The sequence below is a fragment of the Acinetobacter zhairuonensis genome (genome assembly GCF_022601715.1).
In the GTDB taxonomy this organism is placed as follows: domain Bacteria; phylum Pseudomonadota; class Gammaproteobacteria; order Pseudomonadales; family Moraxellaceae; genus Acinetobacter.
On the sequence record NZ_JAKVIM010000013.1, the window covers coordinates 38,788 to 61,195 of the forward strand.

The 22,408-nt window shown below is 40.8% G+C and carries 21 protein-coding genes, 1 other RNA gene and 3 pseudogenes; 17 read left to right on the plus strand and 8 right to left on the minus strand.

The genetic code is table 11. The annotated features are described in order from the left end of the window. Window positions 1-33: 33 nt before the first annotated feature. A complete protein-coding gene (gene glpK, locus MKI85_RS11395) occupies window positions 34-1,518 on the minus strand; it encodes a glycerol kinase GlpK (protein WP_241627854.1) in 1,485 nt (494 codons plus the stop codon). 130 nt (window positions 1,519-1,648) lie between these two features. On the opposite strand from glpK, the gene ssrA reads away from it, so the two are divergent. Both ssrA and MKI85_RS11405 read left to right on the plus strand, forming a co-directional pair. After that, window positions 1,649-2,007, plus strand: a transfer-messenger RNA (tmRNA) gene (gene ssrA, locus MKI85_RS11400). A gap of 169 nt (window positions 2,008-2,176) precedes the next feature. After that, the gene (locus MKI85_RS11405) at window positions 2,177-2,338 is read left to right on the plus strand and encodes an Arm DNA-binding domain-containing protein (RefSeq protein ID WP_281070035.1); all 162 of its coding nucleotides are present in this window, start codon (window positions 2,177-2,179) and stop codon (window positions 2,336-2,338) included. Window positions 2,339-2,375: 37 nt separating this feature from the next. Here MKI85_RS11405 and MKI85_RS11410 read toward each other — a convergent pair. Further along, window positions 2,376-2,657: pseudogene (locus MKI85_RS11410) on the minus strand (transposase); the annotation flags it as partial. 57 nt (window positions 2,658-2,714) lie between these two features. Between MKI85_RS11410 and MKI85_RS11415 the strand changes: the two are divergent. Continuing rightward, window positions 2,715-3,638 carry a hypothetical protein gene (locus MKI85_RS11415; RefSeq protein ID WP_241627855.1) on the plus strand — a complete coding sequence of 308 codons (924 nt, stop codon included), beginning with the start codon at window positions 2,715-2,717 and terminating at the stop codon, window positions 3,636-3,638. Window positions 3,639-3,704: 66 nt separating this feature from the next. Here MKI85_RS11415 and MKI85_RS11420 read toward each other — a convergent pair whose 3' ends face one another. Further along, window positions 3,705-4,679 carry a formylglycine-generating enzyme family protein gene (locus MKI85_RS11420; RefSeq protein ID WP_413351753.1) on the minus strand — a complete coding sequence of 325 codons (975 nt, stop codon included), beginning with the start codon at window positions 4,677-4,679 and terminating at the stop codon, window positions 3,705-3,707. Window positions 4,680-4,829: 150 nt separating this feature from the next. Here MKI85_RS11420 and MKI85_RS11425 point away from each other — a divergent pair. The 4 genes and pseudogenes from MKI85_RS11425 (at window position 4,830) to MKI85_RS11440 (ending at window position 7,883) form a co-directional block, all read left to right on the plus strand. Then, a pseudogene (locus MKI85_RS11425) lies at window positions 4,830-5,595 on the plus strand (putative type VI secretion system effector). Continuing rightward, window positions 5,592-6,332 carry a putative type VI secretion system effector gene (locus MKI85_RS11430; RefSeq protein WP_241627856.1) on the plus strand — a complete coding sequence of 247 codons (741 nt, stop codon included), beginning with the start codon at window positions 5,592-5,594 and terminating at the stop codon, window positions 6,330-6,332. Before MKI85_RS11425 ends, MKI85_RS11430 begins: the two are co-directional and overlap by 4 nt. 32 nt (window positions 6,333-6,364) lie before the next feature. Further along, a pseudogene (locus MKI85_RS11435) lies at window positions 6,365-7,076 on the plus strand (putative type VI secretion system effector). Between the two features lie 210 nt (window positions 7,077-7,286). Continuing rightward, window positions 7,287-7,883: a hypothetical protein gene (locus tag MKI85_RS11440; RefSeq protein WP_241627857.1), complete on the plus strand. Its 597-nt coding sequence runs from the start codon at window positions 7,287-7,289 to the stop codon at window positions 7,881-7,883. A 153-nt stretch (window positions 7,884-8,036) separates the two neighbouring features. On the opposite strand, the gene MKI85_RS11445 is transcribed toward MKI85_RS11440, so the two are convergent. Beyond that, the gene (locus MKI85_RS11445; RefSeq protein WP_241627858.1) at window positions 8,037-8,852 is read right to left on the minus strand and encodes an IclR family transcriptional regulator domain-containing protein; all 816 of its coding nucleotides are present in this window, start codon (window positions 8,850-8,852) and stop codon (window positions 8,037-8,039) included. Between the two features lie 140 nt (window positions 8,853-8,992). On the opposite strand from MKI85_RS11445, the gene pobA reads away from it, so the two are divergent. After that, complete coding sequence (pobA, locus tag MKI85_RS11450; RefSeq protein WP_241627859.1) at window positions 8,993-10,207, plus strand: 4-hydroxybenzoate 3-monooxygenase; 1,215 nt, start codon at window positions 8,993-8,995, stop codon at window positions 10,205-10,207. 69 nt (window positions 10,208-10,276) lie between these two features. Here pobA and MKI85_RS11455 read toward each other — a convergent pair whose 3' ends face one another. Together MKI85_RS11455 and MKI85_RS11460 are read right to left on the minus strand one after the other, a co-directional pair. Next, on the minus strand, window positions 10,277-10,828 hold the full coding sequence (locus MKI85_RS11455) for a GNAT family N-acetyltransferase (protein WP_241627860.1): 552 nt from the start codon (window positions 10,826-10,828) through the stop codon (window positions 10,277-10,279). 32 nt (window positions 10,829-10,860) lie between these two features. Next, on the minus strand, window positions 10,861-11,430 hold the full coding sequence (locus MKI85_RS11460) for a helix-turn-helix domain-containing protein (RefSeq protein ID WP_241627861.1): 570 nt from the start codon (window positions 11,428-11,430) through the stop codon (window positions 10,861-10,863). Between the two features lie 525 nt (window positions 11,431-11,955). Here MKI85_RS11460 and MKI85_RS11465 point away from each other — a divergent pair. After that, window positions 11,956-12,261 carry a hypothetical protein gene (locus MKI85_RS11465; RefSeq protein WP_241627862.1) on the plus strand — a complete coding sequence of 102 codons (306 nt, stop codon included), beginning with the start codon at window positions 11,956-11,958 and terminating at the stop codon, window positions 12,259-12,261. Window positions 12,262-12,304: 43 nt separating this feature from the next. Next, window positions 12,305-12,859: a hypothetical protein gene (locus MKI85_RS11470; protein WP_241627863.1), complete on the plus strand. Its 555-nt coding sequence runs from the start codon at window positions 12,305-12,307 to the stop codon at window positions 12,857-12,859. Window positions 12,860-13,122: 263 nt separating this feature from the next. Here the strand turns inward: MKI85_RS11470 and MKI85_RS11475 are convergent, their stop codons facing one another. Then, complete coding sequence (locus MKI85_RS11475) at window positions 13,123-14,571, minus strand: spinster family MFS transporter (protein WP_241627864.1); 1,449 nt, start codon at window positions 14,569-14,571, stop codon at window positions 13,123-13,125. Window positions 14,572-14,763: 192 nt separating this feature from the next. Continuing rightward, window positions 14,764-16,872: a phenylacetic acid degradation bifunctional protein PaaZ gene (paaZ, locus tag MKI85_RS11480; protein ID WP_241627865.1), complete on the minus strand. Its 2,109-nt coding sequence runs from the start codon at window positions 16,870-16,872 to the stop codon at window positions 14,764-14,766. A gap of 262 nt (window positions 16,873-17,134) precedes the next feature. Here paaZ and paaA point away from each other — a divergent pair, with 262 nt between their 5' ends. From paaA to paaG, 7 genes are all read left to right on the plus strand, one after another. After that, on the plus strand, window positions 17,135-18,079 hold the full coding sequence (gene paaA, locus MKI85_RS11485; RefSeq protein ID WP_241627866.1) for a 1,2-phenylacetyl-CoA epoxidase subunit PaaA: 945 nt from the start codon (window positions 17,135-17,137) through the stop codon (window positions 18,077-18,079). Window positions 18,080-18,109: 30 nt separating this feature from the next. After that, window positions 18,110-18,400 (plus strand): 1,2-phenylacetyl-CoA epoxidase subunit PaaB, encoded by a 291-nt coding sequence (paaB, locus tag MKI85_RS11490; RefSeq protein ID WP_241627867.1) that lies wholly within the window; start codon window positions 18,110-18,112, stop codon window positions 18,398-18,400. 17 nt (window positions 18,401-18,417) lie between these two features. Continuing rightward, on the plus strand, window positions 18,418-19,173 hold the full coding sequence (gene paaC, locus MKI85_RS11495) for a 1,2-phenylacetyl-CoA epoxidase subunit PaaC (RefSeq protein WP_241627868.1): 756 nt from the start codon (window positions 18,418-18,420) through the stop codon (window positions 19,171-19,173). Window positions 19,174-19,198: 25 nt separating this feature from the next. Beyond that, complete coding sequence (gene paaD, locus MKI85_RS11500) at window positions 19,199-19,699, plus strand: 1,2-phenylacetyl-CoA epoxidase subunit PaaD (protein ID WP_241627869.1); 501 nt, start codon at window positions 19,199-19,201, stop codon at window positions 19,697-19,699. A 67-nt stretch (window positions 19,700-19,766) separates the two neighbouring features. After that, a complete protein-coding gene (paaE, locus tag MKI85_RS11505) occupies window positions 19,767-20,825 on the plus strand; it encodes a 1,2-phenylacetyl-CoA epoxidase subunit PaaE (protein WP_241627870.1) in 1,059 nt (352 codons plus the stop codon). Between the two features lie 21 nt (window positions 20,826-20,846). Beyond that, window positions 20,847-21,617: an enoyl-CoA hydratase-related protein gene (locus MKI85_RS11510; protein ID WP_241627871.1), complete on the plus strand. Its 771-nt coding sequence runs from the start codon at window positions 20,847-20,849 to the stop codon at window positions 21,615-21,617. Next, window positions 21,617-22,408: a 2-(1,2-epoxy-1,2-dihydrophenyl)acetyl-CoA isomerase PaaG gene (gene paaG / locus MKI85_RS11515; protein ID WP_241627872.1), complete on the plus strand. Its 792-nt coding sequence runs from the start codon at window positions 21,617-21,619 to the stop codon at window positions 22,406-22,408. The genes MKI85_RS11510 and paaG overlap by 1 nt, the downstream gene beginning before the upstream one ends.

Genomic DNA, 22,408 nt, shown 5'->3' on the forward strand with positions numbered 1-22,408 from the left:
CACCACAAGCAACATTTTGTGGTGCTTACTCACTTAAATTTCAGATTTCGCCCGCTTTAACGCGGTATGCCATTGCTGTAAATGTTGCTGACGTTGATCTTCCGACATTTGGGGTTCAAAGACTCGATCGAGCTGCCAAGATTCGGCAATTTCAGAAACATCTGAAAACACACCCATCTTCAGTCCCGCCATAGCTGCGGCGCCCCATGCGGTAGATTCCAGCATTTTCGGGCGTAGCACAGGCACATTGAGCATATCGGCTTGGAATTGCATCAACATATCATTTTGACTGGCACCACCATCCACCCGTAATTCTTTGAGGGGTTGGCTAATATCGGCCTGCATGGCATTCAATACATCTGAAACTTGAAAGGCGATAGATTCTAAGGCGGCACGGGCAATATGGGCTTTGTTGGTACCGCGTGACATTCCGCATAGCAGGGCACGGGCGTTGCTGTCCCAATGGGGCGCGCCTAAGCCAGTGAAGGCAGGCACCAACACTACACCATCCGAATTCTGAACTTGGCATGCTAGTTTTTCTACATCGGAACTGCGCTGAATAATCCCGAGACCATCTCTGAGCCATTGTACAATCGCACCTGCCATAAACACGCTGCCCTCTAATGCAAAGGTATTGTGTTGTTGGCACTGCCAAGCCAGCGTGGTGAGCAATTGATTCTGGCTATACTGGATTTGATCCCCTGTATTGAACAGCATGAAACAGCCTGTGCCATAGGTGTTTTTGGCTGTGCCTGCTTCAAAACAAGATTGACCAAATAGGGCAGACTGTTGATCTCCCAAAATACCTGCGATAGGAATTTCGGCACCCAATAAACCTGTGGCAGTATTGGCAATGTAGCGATCAGAAGAAATGATGGTCGGCAGTACAGAAGCAGGGATATTAAATAATTCTAATAATTCTTCATCCCATTGCTGGCTGGCTAAATTCATGAGCATGGTGCGCGAAGCATTGCTGGCTTCAATCACATGTTCAGCACCGCGAGTGAGATTCCAAACTAGCCAGCTATCAATGGTGCCAAAAGCCACATGACCTTGATCTGCTAGGGTTCTTAATCCATCGACGTTTTCCAGCAGCCAAACCAGTTTGCCTGCACTGAAATAGGGGTCAATACGTAAACCCGTTTTTTTATGAATGGTGGCTAAAAGGTTACGTTTCGCCAGTTGTTCACACCATTGTGTGGCGCGGCGGTCTTGCCACACAATCGCTGGGGCAAGGGGAATACCTGTACGTTTGTCCCAGACAACGGTGGTTTCACGTTGGTTGGTGACGCCAATAGCTGTGATGTCTTTGGGTAGTAAATGGGCTGAAGCAATGGCCTGTTGCACCACGGCAATTTGAGTGCTCCAGATTTCTTGCGCATCTTGTTCTACCCAGCCTGAATGTGGGGTTCGAATTTGAGTTTCACGTTGAGCTGTTGCGTAGATTTTTCCATGTTCGTTAAAGATAATCGCCCTGCTAGAGGTGGTTCCTTGGTCGAGTGCAAGTAAATAGCTCATAAATTATTTTATTGTTAGACTTGAAAACTAAAATATTAGCGCAATTATGTAATTAAGCGCATCAATATGTGTGTTTGTTTAGAAAATAGATCGTATTTTCTAGCAACTATGCTATGATTGACGCTACTTTGGGGGTGTTTCTGGCTTCGACGCTGGTGATGAAACTCATAGATGCATGTCGAGAGCGCATTTTCTCTCGTAAATCAAATTTGCATTTTTTAGTCGCAAACGACGAATCATACGCTCTAGCTGCCTAAGGGCAGCTTGTCCGCCTCTCTGAATACTTGTGGTTAGAGAGTCCGACCGAAGCGCACGCACACAAGTCCGTATAAAATCAAGCCTCGGGGTTTTGTACTAAATTAAGAGGATCGCGATTTGTACCCTGTTCGTCGGGTCACAAAGAGTTAAAACAATAGACGATATCTAAGCATGTAGTATTCTCGAGCGTAGTGCTGGCGGACGCGGGTTCAACTCCCGCCACCTCCACCAAACACCTAGCTTAATATGACTGAATATGACGTTATATAAAGCGGAAAGGCTTGATTCTAAAAGGATCAAGCCTTTTTTTATGCCTGAACATAACCAAATATAGTGTACATGTGCCGTGTACACTGTCTTGTACATTGTGTATTTTATTGAACTCACTGGTGTACAAGGTATGAAAAGAGCTGATATTAAAAGAAGACCTTTATCAGATACCGTATTAGCGAATCTCGAAGCTGAAGAAAAAGAGTATCGGGAATTAGATGGTGAGGGTTTATATTTCCGTGTAAAACCTGATTGTAAAAAAGCATGGCTTTTCAGAGGATTTGTTGCATAAAGAATTTAAAGATAGAACTTCCCTAAGCATCTCAAATTTAAGTTACAACTCGGGTATGAGGACGCCCTAACTCTGTAAATCTATTAAGCACGGCCACACGTGCATGAATCTCATTAACTTGTCTTTGAAAGTTTCTTGAATGTAGTCGATTACCTAATAATTTGATGCAATGTATCTTGGTTTCGACCAAACTTCGCCGATGATAGCCAGACCAATTTTTCCAAATCGTTCTCCCTAAACGTTTGACCGTTTTTAGTAATTCGTTTCTCTCTTGCGAATGAACTTTTGTATCTTTCCAAGGCTTTGCATTTTTTCTGGGTTAAATAAGGCTTTAGAGATAGGTTTGTGCAACAAAGCCGTATGGAGATAAAAAGTAATGTCACAATTTGAAATTCGCCCACAGGAAATTTATTTACTTGAACTATTTAGTTCTGCTGAATATTTTAAAGAATTAGTCGATGCTTTTAAAAATATGCTGGATGCAGCAGAGAGTGCACTCGAGCTATTTATGCAGGATTTAGCTTATGATTATAGAAGTCGACATATTTCACAACAACCTGACATAGTTTGGGGCGAGCATGTATTGCCTAACTTTAGATCAACTCTTGAAGCATTGAATTATGGCTATAAGCGTTTATTAGAGGGTGATTTATCTGCTTTGCAATATGCTGGGAATGTCGTCACTGATTTTAGAAATCAAAGAGTAGAGTATTTTCCTGATTGGATGGATGAAAAAAACTTGTCATTGTTTGATGAGTGGCAAAGTAAAGCCAGTAGATTGTCATCAAATATTAAAGCCACAGTTTTTGGTAATTGGCCTATGACTCTTTTATCAGAAGGTTATGATGAAGATTATTTAGGAGAATTAAATTTGCCGCCATCTTTACCAATATATAAGCTAAACCAAACTATTACAGTAAAAACAAATGTAACTGTGCCACAGGATGGTATTTATATTCCTGAAATAGAAGATGCAAGTGCACAGCTGTTGCTTAAAGGGCATGATGCGATAGAAGCATTAGTAGGACTAGATGAAGATTGTCCTCAATATGATCATAAAGAAGATACAAAGTGGGTATTAGTTGAACGTATTGCAGATGAAGGTGGTTCTGCCGAAACTATTCAATCAGAAAACCTAAAAGGTTTTGCTGGTCAGATTTGTCAATGGACAGGTCATTGGTGGAGTCCAGCAAATGGATTGCAATCCCGTTACTTTGAACAAGGAGACGTATTTTCTGAGGTTGAAAATAATAGTTGGGGTGAAACGATTTGGTATTTAGAAGTAACGAATCGAAAATAGAGTGGAACTGAGACTGTAAATTAAATCCAATCGTGTATCAGGCATAACCTGATACACGGTTAATGATTAAGGATTGGCAGCGCAACGTACGGAATTGTTTTGATTAAAATCAACAGTATATTTTTTTAATAATTCACTGTTCACCAACTTTGGATCTGCTACAGGATCGATCGCATGTCTACCCATGGTTTTACCTGTAAATGTTTTTAAAGGTTGTCCATCTGCGGGTGCGGAACTCCGTACTACTTTTAATGTCCCACTCTTTGGACCTTGAGGATTTTTCTCTGGAGATTTACTGTAATATTCAGGATCATACCAGTCGAGCATCCACTCATAATTATCAGTAATCATGTCATAAAAACCTAAAGGGGTTGCTGGATATTTTTGCAGTTCAGATATATTTTTATAAATTTTTAATTTATCTTGGGACTGTTGTCTCTGTTCAAAGCTCCATACATTACGTCCATTATCAATTTTTCCATTATCAGTTGCATAAAGAATATATTGTCCCCGATTCCGTGCTGCATATTCCCATTGAGCCTCTGTGGGTAAGTCCATCTTTAAATTGAGTTGAGTACCAAGCCATTGACAATAATCACGAGCTTGTTGCCAATTAATACCTGCTGCTGCTGTAGGAACTCTTTGTTCAATCGAGTATTCATCAAAATTCCCGACGGCTTTTTGCCCTGTAACTTCTGTATAAATATCAAAATCTGCATAGGTGGCTTTGGTGGCACTTAAATAAAAATCGTCTAGGGTGACTTTATGTAAGGGTTTACTATCTCCATTGCCATCATATGGAAGTCCATCGATACTATGTTCAGGACCAAAATCACCCATTTTATAGGTACCACCTTTTACAAAAATCAGGTTCTTTTTTGTCTTGTCGAGCAGTTGTTGTAATTGTTTTTGTTGTTCAGAAGATAGGTCGGTTTTCGTGGTTGGACCCAAAGCTTTCTGATTTGCATTTGAAATGGGTTTGGCACAAGCAGCTAATGAGATACTTGAGAGTAGAATGATTGCAAGTTTATGTTTAATCATCATTTTTAAAATTATAAAGTTAAAATACAGCACGGATTTTAAGTTAGTTCGCGAATGTTGAGTAGAAATATTGTGTTAAAATCAACATTATGTATTATTGAAAATCTTAAAAGGAAAAGATCCCTATCCAGAGGATTATTTTGATAAAAAATGAAAAAGATAGAAGGCCGCGTAAGGAATCTTCAGATTGAAGATTCTAAAATTCATCCATTTAAAAACATCGAAAAACAAGCTGCGGGCACTGCGATGATAGGGGCTTTAACTGCAAGCAGTAGCTTGGCGACCAATGCTCCTATTATGATGATGGCAGCGAGAGGAGAAGATGCTAAATCTTTTACATGTGAAATAGCTGATTATCGATTAATTGGCCAGTTTACAACAGTACAATTTAAGAATGGTGATGAACTGGTTTGGGTCATTAGTGAAGAAAAAGAACAAGGACGACATTTGGTTTATGCAACCTTAGATCCCAAAACTGGATTGTTGCATATGATTAATGAGATGGGGCGTTCGTTAAAGCAGGGCTATATAAGTATTTGCAAAACAGCGCTATCTGATGCTCTTTTTTTTGTTTTGTTCGGAAATGCAATAATATTAATAGGGAGCTTTTTTTTTTGATCAGGGTTTGGATTTTAGTCTTTATGAATACATACTCCCTCTTCTCATAGCACCATTTGTTTTTACATTTTTATTTGTATTAAGTACTTTTTTATTTTCACGTGATCAGAAACAAGCATGTCGACTATCAGAACAAGTCTTTGCGATGCTAGGTTTTGAAGATTTTAAAAATCAAGATTTTAGAGCTAATAACTTTTTTACTGATGATCAGGGTAAATTAAGACGAAGTGTTATGTATTATCGAAAAAATTTAAAAGGCCCAGATCCTTATCCAGAGGATTATTTTGATAAAAAATGATAAAAATCGAAGGCCGTGTAAGGGATCTTAAAATTGAAGATTCCAAAGTTTATCCATTTAAAAATATCGAAAAACAAGCTGTTGGTTCGGCAATTCTAGGTACTTTAGCATCAAGTAGTGCATTGATGACAAATGCTCCAATTATGCTTATGGCGGCAAGAGGAATTGATGCTAAAACTTGTACTTGTGAAGTGAGTGGTTATAAGGTTATAGGACAATTTACCACTGTACAGTTTAAAGAAAATGATCCTTTGATATTGGTAATAAGTGAGGAAAAAGAGCAGGGTCGACATTTAGCATATACTATACTTGATCCCAAAGAAGGATTACTTTATATGATGTATGAAATGGGGCGCTCATTAAGAAAGTTATATAAAAGTACTATAATGTCTAGTCTATTCCTATTCCTCTTTTTTTCTATATTTTTTATTTTGTTAAATTATTTGGATGGAGGCGGAATGGATTATGTTAAGTATGGTGGGATAATATTTTTAAGCTGCTTTGTTTTTTCTATAATCTTTATGTTGGGATATATTGTTATTGGAAATTCAGTAATCTCATTATCAAAAATATCAGAAAAAATTTTTGATAAGTTAGGTTTTGAAAACCCTAAAAATCAGGATTTCTTCCAAAAAAGTTTACTTGATATAGATGGTATACATGTTAGTGTCATGAAGTATCGAAAAAATTTAAAAGGCCTTGATCCCTATCCAGAGGATTATTTTGATAAGAAATGATAAAACTTGAAGGTCGTATTCAGTGACTAGAAATTTATGATGACTCTTTAAGTGCATTTGGAAAATCAGGTGATGCACAAATTACTTCATCTGCAATTCTATCAGTCGTAGCTGAAAGTATTTCATATCCGCGCAGACAGTTTTTTAGCCTCACGTAGTCGTTTACATGTTAAGTCAGTTGTTTTGGAAATAGGCGGGAAAGTTTGTATTGGTCAATTTCATCGTGCGTTATTTGAACTGGGTGAATATGTTATTTGCATTGTAAGATGGCTTGAAAACAATTTGTATGAGCTTTATTCAGTATTGAGTCCTAAAACAGGCTTGCTTCATATGCAGGTTGGGATGGGGGCTTCACCCAAAACCCATAACACTTCAGTTATGAAAGGTGGATTGGTTTGGTATTCTATAACAATTATTATAACAAGTTTGATTGTTTTTTTTGCACGTGGGATAAACTTAAGTACTTTATTAATTTTAGCGTTTTGTTTTGTTTTGTTTTGTTTTGTTTTGTTTTTTATTATTAAAAATGCTTCAAATTCATTAAAACATTTTTCAGAAAAGTCAGAACAGATTTTTGCTTTATATGGATTTAAAGATCCTAAAGAAGTTTTTTTATTACCAAGTCGCTACCTGAGTGAAAAAGATCATTTGTTGCTGGAAGCAGTATTTGAGTACCGTAAGGTCATTCAAGAAGATCCTTACCCAGAAAGTTATATAGAGCAAAAAGAAACGCGGAGTAAATAAGATGAAGCATCAAGATGCTGATTTTTATTTAATTTTTTTGTTTTTGTAATATAAGGTATCCATGATATTGACTTCGCTTAACTATGGTTAAAAAATAGACTTTATAAGAATGATAATCTTGAATTTCATTCCATTTTTAAAGCTATGGCAGGTGTAGTGCAGAACGGAAGTTTGCATGACACAGCTCACCTCAAAATCGGAGGATATGCCATGAATTTCCTTAAATTTTTAATCACCGCTGGATGTATTTCTTTATTGACCCCGATGGCTTTCGCAATGGAAACCCACGGTGGTTCAAGTATGGAAGCATCGATGCAAAGCTCCCTTTCCGCAAACGATAAAAAAGCAATCATGAGTGCCATGAGTGCGGCACCCATCAATGTCAGTGCCGAAGCGACCATCATTGCCATGGATGCAAAAGGCAAAATGCGTACCTTACGCAAAGGACATAATAATTTTACCTGTATGCCTGATAACCCCGCGACTCCAGGACCAGACCCTATGTGTATGGATCCTGCCGCTTTAGCATGGGCAGAAGCTTGGATTGGTCATAAAAAACCAGTCGAAGGTAAAATAGGTTTTATGTACATGCTCATGGGAGGGACTGACGCAAGCAATGTCGATCCTTATGCCACTAAACCAAGTGCAAACAATCACTGGATACAAACAGGACCTCACGTCATGATCGTGGGTGCATCACAAAGTTTTTATGATATGTATCCGAAAAGTGCGCAACCTGATACCAGCGTTCCTTATGTGATGTGGTCAGGTACGCCTTATCAACACCTGATGATTCCTGTGAAATAAGCAGGTATTCATTTTTATTTACTTTCTTTAAAAAAAGCCACGCATTTGACGTGGCTTTTTTGTATTGTGCTTATGGAAAATGTTCGTTCAGCTACATGTGTCCGCGCGAATATGACATTGCAATGTCTAGTTTGGTTTAAGCTTGAACACAGATTAAATTAAGCCACGTAATTCACTCGCAGCATGCCTCAACAACGGTAAAATTTGCTGAATAAGATAGTCTTCACTGGTATGGTTGCTTTGTGAAATACAGTTAATGGCTGCAATGGTTTGACCATGCGCGTTTAATACAGGTACAGCAAGCGCAATAATGCCTAATTCATGTTCTTCTTTTGACAGGCAATAATCCGATAATGCGACTTTTTCTAGCTCGGCATAGAATTGATTTTTATCGGTAATGGTGAGCGCGGTTAAACGTTTCAGACCATATTTCTCCACCCAAACCTGTTGCTCTTCTTTCGATAAAGCCGCCAATAAAACTTTCCCTGTCGAGGTGGCATGTGCAGGCAGGCGATTGCCCAAATGCATACCATAAGGATTGACGCGAAACTGATCTTGTTGCGGCAGATAGCTGCGGGCAATCGGCACGACCTCGTGTTCATCCAGAACCGCCATGGAAAAGGTCAAGGATGTTTGCACACAGAGTAAATTAAGTAAGGATTGTGCCACTTTAGGCAGATGTGCCGAACTTAAATAGGCACTGGAAAAACGCAACACCCGAGGGGTTAGCCAAAAAAAATGTTCGTCCGTATCTAAATAACCTAAAAACTTCAGGGTTTTTAAATACCGTCTTGCCGCAGTACGACTGATGCCTGTACGTTCAGCCACTTGAGTGACATTCAAACGCTGCCGATCGACCCCGAAAGCTTCTAAAATATGTAAGCCTTTGGCTAAACCCGCAATGTAATCTGCTTGTAGAATGACGTCTTGTGAATGTGGATGTACGACATGGTCTTGCTCAGTTTCCATACTGCTTTTCCTGACTATTAAATGCTTTTGTCCGATATGCGGACAACTCTAATGATATACGGTCAATTTCAATTTGGCGATATAGCTCAAAAAAACATCCCAGCGTAATCTGAAACAAGAAACGAACAAGGATGAACAGCATGGAAATTGTAAAAACCAAAGTCGCAATTATTGGCTCAGGTCCCGCAGGATTATTACTTGGGCAGTTGCTTTATAAAGCAGGGATTGATCACGTGATTGTAGAGCAGCGCAGTGCAGACTATGTCTCTTCACGTATCCGCGCAGGAATTTTGGAACAAGTTTCAGTGGATTTGCTGACCGAGGCCGGTGTTGATGAAAATCTTAAAGCACACGGTTTACCACACTCAGGTATTGAGATCCTGACCCAAGGGCAAAAGCATCGTGTTGATTTAGCTGCGCTGACAGGTGGTAAACAAGTGACTGTGTATGGTCAGACCGAAGTTACCAAAGACCTCATGCATGCCCGTGAACATGCAAATTTAACTTCATTTTATGAAGCTCAGAATGTGCAAATTGATGACTTTTATGGACAACCGAAAGTCACTTTTGAATATCAAAACCAGTCTTATCAAATTGAATGTGATTTTATTGCAGGCTGTGATGGTTATCATGGCGTGTGCCGTGCCAGTGTGCCTGAAGATAAGATTAAAACCTTTGAAAAAATTTACCCTTTTGGCTGGTTAGGCGTATTGGCGGATGTACCCCCAGTCGCAGATGAACTGATTTATGTACAGTCAGAGCGTGGTTTTGCTTTGTGCAGTATGCGTTCAGAAACCCGCAGCCGTTACTATTTACAGGTTCCATTGACCGATAAAGTAGAAAACTGGTCAGATGAGCAGTTCTGGGATGAACTTAAAAATCGTTTAGATCCAGAAAGCCGTGAAAAACTCGTCACTGGTCCTTCGATTGAAAAAAGCATTGCGCCACTACGTAGCTTTGTGACTGAGCCGATGCGTTTTGGCAAACTGTTCTTGGCAGGCGATGCCGCACATATTGTGCCTCCGACAGGCGCGAAAGGCTTGAATTTGGCGGCTTCAGATATTGCCTATTTATCTAGTGCCTTGATTGAGTATTACCAAAATGGTTCTGAGCAAGGTATTGATGAATATTCAGAAAAATGTTTGCAGCGTGTATGGAAAGCGGAACGCTTTTCATGGTGGATGACGCATTTATTGCATCGTTTCGAAACTGAAAGTGAGTTTGATCATAAAATCAAACAAGCAGAATTAAGTTATGTGCTGGGCTCAGAAGCAGGGCAAACTACACTGGCAGAAAACTATGTCGGCTTACCTTATGAAATTAAGCATCTCAGTGAATTTCAGCAAGCCAGTTAAACGGTTATCTACAGCATAAAAATGAGAGCAGCATGCTCTCATTTTTGTTTTCAAAAGATGGAATTGAGTTTAACCATCTTGAGGATGAAGCGGGGTTTTTAAAGTTAGTTGGTAAAATGCCGCATCTAACCAGCGACCAAATTTAAAACCTGCCTGTTGAATGGTGCCCGAATGGGTAAAGCCCAGTTTTTGATGCAATTGAATACTGGCGCTATTTTCTGCATCAATGCATCCGACCATGACATGAATGTCCTGTTGCTTGGCTTTTTCAATCAGGGCTTGCATCAGAATTTTACTTAGCCCACAACCGCGATGCTCAGGGTGAATATACACACTATGTTCGACGGTATATTTATAGGCAGGAAAAGCGCGAAAGGTTCCCCAACTGGCAAAACCGAGCAGCTTTCCAGCCTTGTTAATGATGCCGAGTACAGGAAAATGCTGCTCACGCTTATTGGCAAACCACGTTTGCATATTTTGTAGCGTGCGTGGGTGATAGTCATACAGTGCCGTCGAATTCAAAATCGCATCATTCAGAATGTCTAAAATGGCAGCAGCATGCTCGGTTTCATTACAGTCAATCAGTTTAAATTCGGTTGCAGTGGCTTCACTTTGCGACATTGCAGGCTCCAAGCAGGGATAAGGGGAAATATTTATGGAGTTTTGCCATCTTCAATTGCTAATACATAGCGACAAGGTTCTGCATTTGGATTGCTAAAAATAATCGGATGATTTAAACAGATGGCAAGACAATCGCCTTGATGTAGTTGATAGGTTTGTTCACCTAACTGAATCTCCAATTGCCCTGTGATAATCCAAATTTGCTGTTGAATAGCGTGATCACGTTGCGCAACATCGTAGGTGATGCGCCCAAATGCGGGGAAAAGGACTTCGACCAATTGGGTTGAAGATGTCCAGTCTTGCGGGGTAAGGCTACGACGGATATATGCAGATTCGGGATCTTGCCAAACAGGTTGCTCGGCATGGCGTAATAGTGGATTGAAGGGGATAGATTCAATAGCATTAAATAAACTGGCAAGCGAAACGCCCAGTCCATTGGCCAGTTTATCCAGCACCACCGCGGTTGGGTTAGCAGTAGCACGTTCAATCATGGAAATCATGGCACGGCTAACATCACTGCGTGCGGCAAGTTCTTCCAATGTGTAACCACGTGCCATACGTAGTTCATGAATGCGCTGTGAAATCTGTTGATGTATATCCATGTCGGCATCTGATAAGAATTTAAATCTACTATATTGGAAATAATTTAAGATACTAGATTTTATAGAAAAATGATGCCAACCAATATCCTTAAGATACAGTTTCGAAGATGGGAATCGAGATCAATCAACAGCAGATCGCTAGCATTTATTGAAAAACCATCAAAAAGCGTGAATGAAGATGAGATGGAATATGTTTGCAATCTTATTGCAAAATCAATAACTACTTGGACATCTATTCTTATTTCATCTGGACAATTTTTTATCTTTTAGGGGTAAATGAGACTACACAAAACCGTGGAACATTGTTTAATAAGTAATCATGGAACATGATAAACTATTAAAAAATCCCAATACATCTGAGTTGGGATTTATTAAGTCAATTAAAGCATTGAATTATATGAAATAAAAAATTGAATTGCGTATAACGTGCATTATGTTAATTTTAGGAAAATTTAAGAATCAATACTAATGTAATTTATTAATCCTTTATTTTTAGGCTAATAAAAATATTCGAGTTATGTAGATATGAATGATGTAAGAGATGGATTATTGCTTTTGGAAATGGATGAAAATAGTCTAGAAAAATATACATACTCTTTTGAAGATATAAGGAACGTAGTCATTTATGCACTTTCTGAAAGCGTATCAAGCTATTGGCCTGAATTAGCTTTAAACTGGCTTCAAAAAAGACCTGAGTATATTGATAGTGATGTTTTATATTGGATTGAGGATCTAATTAAGGATAAAAATAAGTATTCTCAGAAGGTTAGACATCAGGCCATAAAGATACGTAAGGATTTTTTGGAAATAGCTACGTTAAAACGCATCTGATCGCATTTTACTTATTTAAATTTTGGAACAAGATAGGCTGTTTATGTCATTTGACTTCGTAAAAATCTTTAAAGAAATTGATCTTCATAAAAATGATCTAGATATTGATAATTTCATGACAACGATCATCAATCATTGTCATGAAATGCAGCCAAACAAAAGTTGGGATCTATTCAAAGAATTAGATTACACAACAGAAGTTAAAAGTTTAGCAGCCCACGTAATTGACTCTTTAGAAAAAGAGGCTTCTCCCTTTATTGATCAAGGGTTTTGGTTTGGTCTTTCTGATAATGGATATCTATATTTTGCAGTATCAGATCAATACATTGCAGAAGAAGATAACCTTGATTGGATGTCTGAGGCCAGAACATACTATCCTGAGCTAGGCACTTTTAGCTCTGAAATTTTACGATCTATTGAAGATTTAGCAGATGAAACAGAACTAGATAATTATGCTGAATATCCTTTGTTCTTAGCTTATTCACTTAAGCTGGCACAAGCATCAATGAATCATTATAAAACCGCTTACCCAGAGAGAAAAATTGGGTACTCCATTGGATATGATTCAGGAGATTTTATTACTGGAGGGTGGATCTAATTCTCCCATTTAACATAATGGCGATTATACGAAATCAAAATGTTAGAACCCATTTAAAGTGTCCAGGTTAGATACGACTCTCTGTTCATTTGTTTGTGAGATCTGGTGTCTATTAGAATAAGAATATGCATCTTATAAAGTAAGCGGGGGTAGAAGTGCTTTCTGCTCAATGATGGATTGAAAATAGACTGATCCAAGACCTCTCATCTTGAGTAAATAAAAAGCGAAAGGAAGATCTTTCGCTTTGAGTTTTACAGTGACGGTTATTTGTGATTGAGTTCAGCTGCTTTTTCAACTTGAATACTTTCGCGATAATATTGGCAGCCCTTATACAGTAGGAATGTACCGAGTACACCTGCTACCGCATTCACAATCGAAATTGAGTTACCCACCATCACAGTATTGTGGAAATATTTATCAGTAATTAATGCCACCGCTGTAGTACCAATACCTAGTGCAATCAAGTTTGAAACCAATAGGAATTTTGCCGACACTTGGGCACGTAACTGGTTTGGTGTGAGCATTTGTGTTGCTGCTGCAGATGCTGGAATTGGGAAGGTCGAGAAGAACATTGCCACAAAAATCAGCGCGAATGACAGATACATATTATCCACTTGGGTGAATAAGACGCTTGGAATAATCAGGGCTGCACAACCGATCATGCCACTACGAATCGCTGCATCGCTATAGCCACGTTTAGAGAACCAGTCGATCAGCCATCCGCAGAATAATGCACCTGAAGTGTTGGCAATTAAAATGATTGTGCCGAGGATGTAACCTGTTTGGCTGGCATCCAGACCATGATTACGCATATAGAATGCAGGTGCCCAACCGAGCAATGCATACAGCATCATGGTGTAAAAAGAGAAACCGATAAAGTGACAGAAGAAGGTCTTTTTATGGGTTTTAATAAAGGCAATCGAGTTTTTGAAAGAGGCTTTTACCACTTGACCATCTTGACCGATTTTTAAACCTTTACGCTCAGGTTCACGCACGGTCAAAATCATCAATAAAGCCAACAAAACACCGGGTAAACCTACAATCATAAAGGTCAGCTGCCAAGTCTTAATCTCGCCAATCATCGGCAGGGTCACCATGTTTACATTCTTGAGTAAACCAATCACATAACCGCCAATGAGGAAAGCAAGACCAGAACCAATGAAGGCACCAATTGCATACAGACCTAAGGCACGCCCAAGTTTTTCTTTCGGGAATAGGTCAGCAACAATCGAATAGAAGGCTGGAGAAAGCGCTGCTTCACCCGCACCCACACCGAGGCGAGACAAGAACATTTGCAGAAAGTTTTTACTCAGACCGCAAGCTGCCGTCGCAAAACTCCAAAAGGCGATACCAATCGAAATAATTTTGATGCGTGATTTCTTGTCTGCAAGCGCTGCTATCGGCACACCCATAACAGCGTAGAACAATGAAAATGCCAGACCTTGCAATAAGCTGAATTGAGTATCACTGAGCATCAAGTCCTGTTTAATCGGCTCAATCATCAAGGATAAAATTTGACGATCTACAAAGGAAAGAATGTACGCGACCATACAGATGACCACCACATACCAGTGGTAAGCGCTGCTAGGGGGTTGTGTCGTTTGTTCAGGTGTCGATGTATGTTCTGAAACTGGGCTGTGTTCAAAATTTTGTGCTTCAGGTTGAATTGTCCTTTCAACCATCTCTATATCGAGTGATTTATCGTTCATCATGCAACTTCCTGTGCTGATCATTTGAATTGATTTGATACCCTTAAATTCATTTTTGTTTTTATTATGTATCGTCTTGTTTTTAATCTACGGGTTAAATTTGGCGGGGTCAATCATTTTGTGATAAAAAGATACATTTATTTTTAATTATAAAAAAAAGAGAATCATATGATTCTCTTTTTTTATACATCAGCCTTACGCAGCCCGTTCAACCAAGGTCAAAATGTCATAGGTTGCCACCAATTCATTGCGCTGGTTTTTGACTTTAATGTCCCAAACCACCACACCATGCGGTTTTTGCTCTGGATCACGCAATGGTTTCGGGGTTTTTTGCTTACAGGTCAATTCTACTTGAATGGTGTCACCAATTTTCACGGGCTCTACAAAACGTAGATTATCCATACCATAGTTGGCAATCACTGGACCTGCGGCAGCATCTACAAATAGACCTGCTGCTGCAGACACAATGAAGTAGCCATGTGCTACACGATCACCAAACAGGGAATCTGCTGCCGCAATCTTATCCATGTGTGCATAGAAGTGGTCGCCACTTAAGCAAGCAAAATTGACGATATCTGCTTCAGTCACAGTACGACGTGCTGTGAGTAAACGTTCACCGACGCGGAGTTCATCAAAGTCTTTCTTGAATGGATGTACGCGGTCTTCAAACACTTGTGCACCCGCCGTCCAACTATGACCGACTTGAGTCATGGCATTTGGTGAACCTTGTAATGCGGTACGTTGCATATAGTGTTTGACTGCACGTAAACCACCGAGTTCTTCACCGCCACCTGCACGTCCTGGACCACCATGTACCAAGTACGGTAATGGTGAACCATGTCCTGTACTTTCTTTCGCGCTTTCAGCATCTAGAATGTGCACACGACCATGCCATGGGGCAATTTTGGTAATCAATGCTTCAATATTTTCATCCACATTACGGACTACAGAAGCCACCAAGCTGCCTTCACCACGCGCCACTAAATCGGCCAATTCAGCCAGATTTTGGTATGGCATCAGGGTAGAGACTGGACCAAAAGCTTCTACTTCATGAATATGTTTGGCTTCAGTCGGTTGCTCACAAACAAGCAAAGTTGGTGGGTAAAATGCGCCTTTATCGGCATTTTTAGCTTGAATCTCGAAGTCTTGGCGTAAATGGCTACCCAATACTACTTTTGCATCTTGGCTGAGTTGTTCCACTTTTTCAGCAACGCTGAATTTCTGTTTCACGCTCGCCAACGCACCCATGGTCACGCCTTCAATTTCAGGGTCACCCACGACAACTTTTTGTAGTTTAGTCACTAAACGCGTTTGCACGGTTTCGAGCAATGCCGCTGGAACAAAGGCACGACGGATCGCGGTACATTTTTGACCTGCCTTGGTGGTCATTTCACGGAACACTTCACGTACAAATAAATCAATGGTTTCATCATTGGCATGTTCAGTCAAAATCGCACTGTTAACAGAATCGGCTTCCATACAGAATGGAATTGAATATTGATTCAAGTGTGGATTTGCACGCAGGCTTTGACCTGTCGCTGCTGAACCTGTAAATGTAACAGTATCTTGTGGATTTAATTGTTCAATTAAATCATAAATTTGACCGCAGATGAGCTGCAATGAACCCGCTGGAAGGAAGCCGCTTGCCAAAATGTCTTTCACTACGGCATGGGTAAGTTCCGCACCTTCAGTTGCTGGTTTCACAATACATGGCACACCCGCTAATAGCGTCGGGGCAATTTTTTCTAACATGCCCCAGATCGGGAAGTTAAAAGCATCAATATGCAGGGCGACACCCGCTTTAGAGGTCAGAATATGTTTGGCACCAAAATTGCCATGTTTAGACAATGGAATCCATGCATCTTCAACTAGTGCAGTTTCATCACTGAGTTCACGACGCACAAGGCTAGAGTAGGCAAATAAAGTCCCAATGCCGCCTTCAACATCAATCCAAGCATCTTTACGGGTACAGCCCGTTGCTTTTGCCAGTTCGTAATAGTGTGCTTTACGCTCGAGTAAATATTGTGCCACTTGTTTCAAGGCATTAGCACGTTGGTGGAACGTCCACGTCGCAATGGCGGAACCTTGCTTTTTCGCATAGTCCACAACAGCTTTGGTGTTGATACCGTGGCTACTGACTTGGTAAATCGCTTCGCCTGTAATGGCATGATAAACCGTACGCAATTCCGCTTGAGATGAATATTCCTGTCCATAGACCAATGAGCTGAGGGTTTTCAGTCCCTGAGTATGGTTGTCTTCAGTTGTATCGTGTTGCTCCACTGAGTTGTTTTCTAACGCTAACATGGTAAAAACTCCTTTTATGATACGTTTTAAACTATTTTTTAGTTTTGATGTTTCATAATTTGGTATTAAAACGTGTAAAAGTCAATCGTAATTCGTATGTAAAAAAAACGAACCAAAATTTAAGATTAAATAAAAACTTTAAAAACAATAATTTAATCAGAAATACAAATTTTAATTAAATGATACCTAAAAATTAATATTGATTTTATTTGTGTATCGTTTTAATTTAATTGTATCGACACTTGGGATAAGTGAGGGAAAAATGAATAACCAACAACAAGCTTTTGATCAGCGCATTGAAAAGGACATTTCAATTGAGCCAAAGGATTGGATGCCAGATGCCTACCGTAAAACCTTAATTCGCCAAATCGGTCAACACGGACACTCTGAAGTGGTGGGCATGTTGCCAGAAGGTAACTGGATTACGCGTGCACCAACGTTAAAACGTAAAGCGGTATTGTTGGCGAAAGTCCAAGATGAAGCGGGTCATGCTTTGTATCTTTACAGTGCAGCAGAAACTTTAGGTGCTGACCGTGATGACATGATGGATAAACTCATTGCAGGTCGTATGAAATATTCATCAATTTTCAACTACCCAACTTTATCTTGGGCAGATGTTGCTGCGATTGGCTGGTTAGTGGATGGCGCTGCAATTGTGAATCAGGTTGCACTTTGCCGTACCTCTTATGGTCCTTATGCACGTGCCATGGTGCGTATCTGTAAAGAAGAAAGTTTCCATCAGCGTCAAGGCTTTGAAGCCATGATGCAATTGGCAAACGGCACTGAAGAACAAAAACAAATGGCGCAAGATGCCGTCAATCGTTTTTGGTGGCCAGCCCTCATGATGTTTGGTCCAAGTGATGATAATTCTCCAAACAGTGCGCAAAGCATGGAATGGAAAATCAAATTATTCAGTAATGATGCTTTGCGTCAAAAGTTTGTCGACAACACTGTTCCGCAAGTCTTGCAACTTGGTCTTACCGTTCCAGATCCAGACTTAAAATTCAATGAAGACACAGGTCATTACGAGTTTGGCGAAGTGGATTGGAATGAATTCTTTGATGTACTTGCTGGTAAAGGACCGTGTAACCACGAGCGTATTGAAGCACGTCGTAAGGCATGGGAAGGCGGTGCATGGGTACGTGAATCTGCCGCAGTGTATGCCAAGAAACAGCAAGAACAGCAGCAAGCACAGAAAGTTGCTTAATTCAGATCAGAGATGAAGGGAAATAAGGTCATGGATAACAAAAATAACTGGTCACTTTACGAAGTGTTTATCCGTAGTAAGCAAGGTTTAAGCCATCGCCATGTGGGTAGTATCCGTGCGCCAGATGATGAAGTGGCGCTGCAAAATGCACGTGATGTCTATACACGTCGTAATGAAGGCATCAGTATTTGGGTCATTAAATCTGAGCTGATTACTTCTTCTCAACCAGATGAAAAACCAGAATTTTTTGATCCGTCTTTAGACAAGGTTTATCGCCACCCAACGTTTTACAACATTCCAGATGGCATTGAGCACATGTAAGGGAAAGGAGAAAAACGATGAGTACACAAGTTTTAGCAGAATTCCTGTTACATGTAGGCGATAGTCAACTGATCCTGTCACACCGTTTGGCTGAATGGTGTGGACATGCACCAGAGTTAGAGTTGGATATTGCATTATCCAATATTGGTCTGGATCTTTTAGGTCAGGCACGTACAGCGTTAAGCCTTGCGGGTCAGATTGAAGGTTTAGGTCGTGATGAAGACCAACTGGCATATTTCAGAACCGAGCGTGAATACCGTAATTTATTGTTGGCTGAACAGCCGAACGGTGATTTCGCCCAAACTATCGTGCGTCAATGGTTCATGGATCACTACCACGCATTATTGTTGGCGGCTTTAACCAACAGTAGCCATGCTGATATCTCTGCTTTTGCAATGAAATCTTTAAAAGAAGTGAAATATCACTTGCGCTTTTCAACCACATGGATGGAGCGTTTAAGTTTAGGCACTGCCGAAGCGCATGACAAAACTCAACAGGGTGTGAACCAGTTGTGGCGTTTCACTCAGGAATTGTTCCAACTTACCGCTGCTGAAATGCAACTGGTGGATACAGGTCTGATTCCAAATCTTGAGATTTTAAAAGATCAATGGCTTGAAACGGTGCAATCAGAGTTAGCACGTATGCAGCTCAGTCTTCCAGAAGCGGGTGCTTATCGCAGTGGTGCAAAGCAAGGACTGCACACTGAACACTTAGGTTACATCCTTGCAGAAATGCAATATCTGCAACGTTCATATCCAAATATGGCTTGGTAAGACGAAATCACAGGGAGTGAGTCGTATGAATTTAATTCGACATGTAGCAGATGAATGCTGGAGTGTTTTGGCTCAGGTGTCTGATCCTGAAATTCCAGTGTTGTCGGTGCTTGATTTAGGCATGATTCGTGGCGTTGAGCTGAACGCCCAGAATGAAATTGTCGTGCGACTCACGCCAACCTATAGCGGTTGCCCTGCGACAGATGTATTAACGGCAGATATTACCCAAGCCTTTGAAGCCAAAGGTTTGACGCCCGTAAAAGTAGTGGTGGATCTTTCCGAAGTTTGGACCACGGATTGGATGAGTGAAGCTGGCAAAGAAAAATTGCAGCAATATGGAATTGCGCCGCCGCAGGGTAATTCTCACAGTTGTGGTACGCATGTCGCTTTGACCGATGGCATTCAATGTCCGCGTTGCAACAGTCAGCACACCAAATTATTAAGTGAATTTAGTTCGACAGCATGTAAAGCCTTATATCGTTGCCAAGACTGCTTAGAACCTTTCGATTATTTCAAGTGTATTTAATTTAAGACATTTGCAAAGAACCCATGTCTCACACTTTGAAAAATCGAAAAGAAAGAGGGAATTTTAGATGAGCCAATTTGCACCATTAACGATTAAATCCATTCAGCCACAAACTGAACAGGCGATTTGCATTTCATTTGATTTGGCACCTGAGCAGTTCGCTGCATTTGATTATCAACCAGGACAACACTTAACCATTCGTCATGTTACCGATGAAGGTGAACTACGTCGTTGCTACTCCATTTGTAGCGATGTTGCGGAAGACATGAGCATTGCGATTAAGAAAATTGATCAGGGTCAATTTTCAACGTGGGCGAATGACCACTTAAAAGCAGGTGATGTGCTTGAAGTGATGCCACCGCAAGGCGTGTTCTTCCAGAAAGCTGCGAAAGTTGGTGGTCAGAACTATCTTGGTTTTGCCGCAGGCAGTGGCATTACCCCAATCCTGTCGATTGTAAAATCAGTCCTAAACCGTCAAGCCGATGCAACATTCACTTTGGTCTATGGCAACCGTTCTTGGAAACAAACCATGTTTGCAGAACAAATCATGGATTTAAAAGACCGCTTTAAAGAACGTCTGCAACTGATCAATATCTTTTCTCGTGAAATGAATGACAGTGAAATTTTTAATGGTCGTATTGATGCAGAAAAATTACAGCAACTGTTCAAGGCTGAATTGATTAATGCTGATACGGATCATTGCTTTGCCTGTGGTCCAGAAGAAATGATGACGGCTGTAGAAACCGTGTTGCCAGAGTTAGGTATTGAGCGTAGTAAAATTCACACTGAACGTTTTAATACAGGCACTGCACCACGCGCAACTGCACAGCAAATCGAAAGCCGTAGTGAAGAAAAGGTCAACATTATTCTGGATGGTCGTGAACTGATCATTGAAGTGTCTAAACAAGATGACAGCATTTTAGATGCAGCGCTTCGTGCAGGTGCGGACTTGCCGTATGCATGTAAAGGCGGTGTCTGTGCAACTTGTAAATGTAAAGTGCTCGAAGGTCAGGTCGAAATGGCGATCAACTATAGCCTTGAACAAGATGAAGTTGAAAAAGGTTATGTATTGAGCTGTCAGGCATTGCCAACTTCAGCCAATGTACGTTTGAGCTTTGACGAATAAGCCTGAACGAGGAGCGGCAAGATGGAATACATTAAAACCAGTTCTCCAAAATCGGGCGTGGTACTGATAGAACTGAACCGACCTGAAAAGCGTAATGCCTTAAACAATGCCACCTTGCAAGAAATTGCAGACTGCCTGCAACAGCTCGAAGCGGATACCGCGGTGAAAGTGGTGGTGATTACAGGTAATCCACAATGTTTTGCCGCAGGTGCAGACCTGAATGAATTGTCTAAGCTAGATGTAGTCAGTATTCAGCAAGATTTGCGCCCACAGTTGTGGAAACGCATTGATGAGTTTTCTAAACCGCTGATTATGGCAATCAATGGCTATGCCTTTGGTGCGGGCTTTGAGCTGGCACTGCATGGTGACATTGTGCTTGCGGGTGAAAATGCACAATTTGCTTTGCCAGAAATTGGCTTAGGGATGTTGCCTGGTGCAGGGGGTACACAGCGTTTAGCACGTTTGGTTGGTCAGCAACTCACCATGCGCTGGGCGATGACAGGCGAAATGATTTCTGCGCAAACCGCGCTGCAACATGGCATTACCAGCCAAGTATGTCCAGTGGGTTTAACCGTGCAATATGCGGTGGAATTGGCAGGAAAAATTGCCAAACAAGCGCCATTAGCCATCCGTGTGATCAAGCAGTCCTTGAAATCGATTCATGAAGTGACTTTAAGCCAAGGCTTAAAGCTGGAACGTCAGCATTTCGTTTGGTTGGCGGCAACGCAAGATCGCCAAGAAGGCATTAATGCATTTTTAGAGAAAAGAAAACCAGAATTTAGAGGTGTGTAATGGAATACCAAACCGTAATTGTTGAAGAAAAAAATGCAGTGGGCTATTTAACCTTTAACCGTCCACAACAACTTAACAGTTTTAATGAAACCATGCACAAAGAAGTATCGAGCGTACTTAAAGCATGGTCTAAAGACAGCACGATTCGTGCAGTCGTGATCTCTGCTGAAGGTCGTGGTTTCTGTGCAGGTCAGGACTTAAATGACCGTGTGGTGGACCCGAATTCAGATTCACCAGATTTAGGGCTGTCGATTGAAAAATATTACAACCCACTGATCAAACTGATTACTGAAATGCCAAAACCAGTGATCTGTGCCGTGAATGGGGTTGCAGCAGGTGCAGGTGCCAACATTGCTTTGGCATGTGACTTGGTGGTTGCTGCAAAATCAGCATCATTTATTCAAGCCTTCTGCCGCTTAGGTTTGGTTCCAGATTCTGGTGGAACTTGGTTCCTGCCACGCTTGGTCGGTCGTGCTCAGGCCATGGGTTTAGCCATGTTGGGTGATAAAATTCCAGCAGAACAAGCGGTGCAATTGGGCATGATTTGGCAAGTGGTTGAAGATGATGCCTTGAAAGCTGAATCACAAAAATTGGCTGAACATCTGGCGAAACAACCAACTTACGGGTTATCCCTGATCAAGAAAGCCATTCATGCCGCTGCTCACAATAATTTAGATGATCAATTGATTCTAGAACGTGATTTACAGCGTTTAGCAGGTCGTTCAAGCGATTACCGTGAAGGCGTACAAGCCTTTATGCAAAAGCGCACCCCAGAATATAAAGGTTGCTAA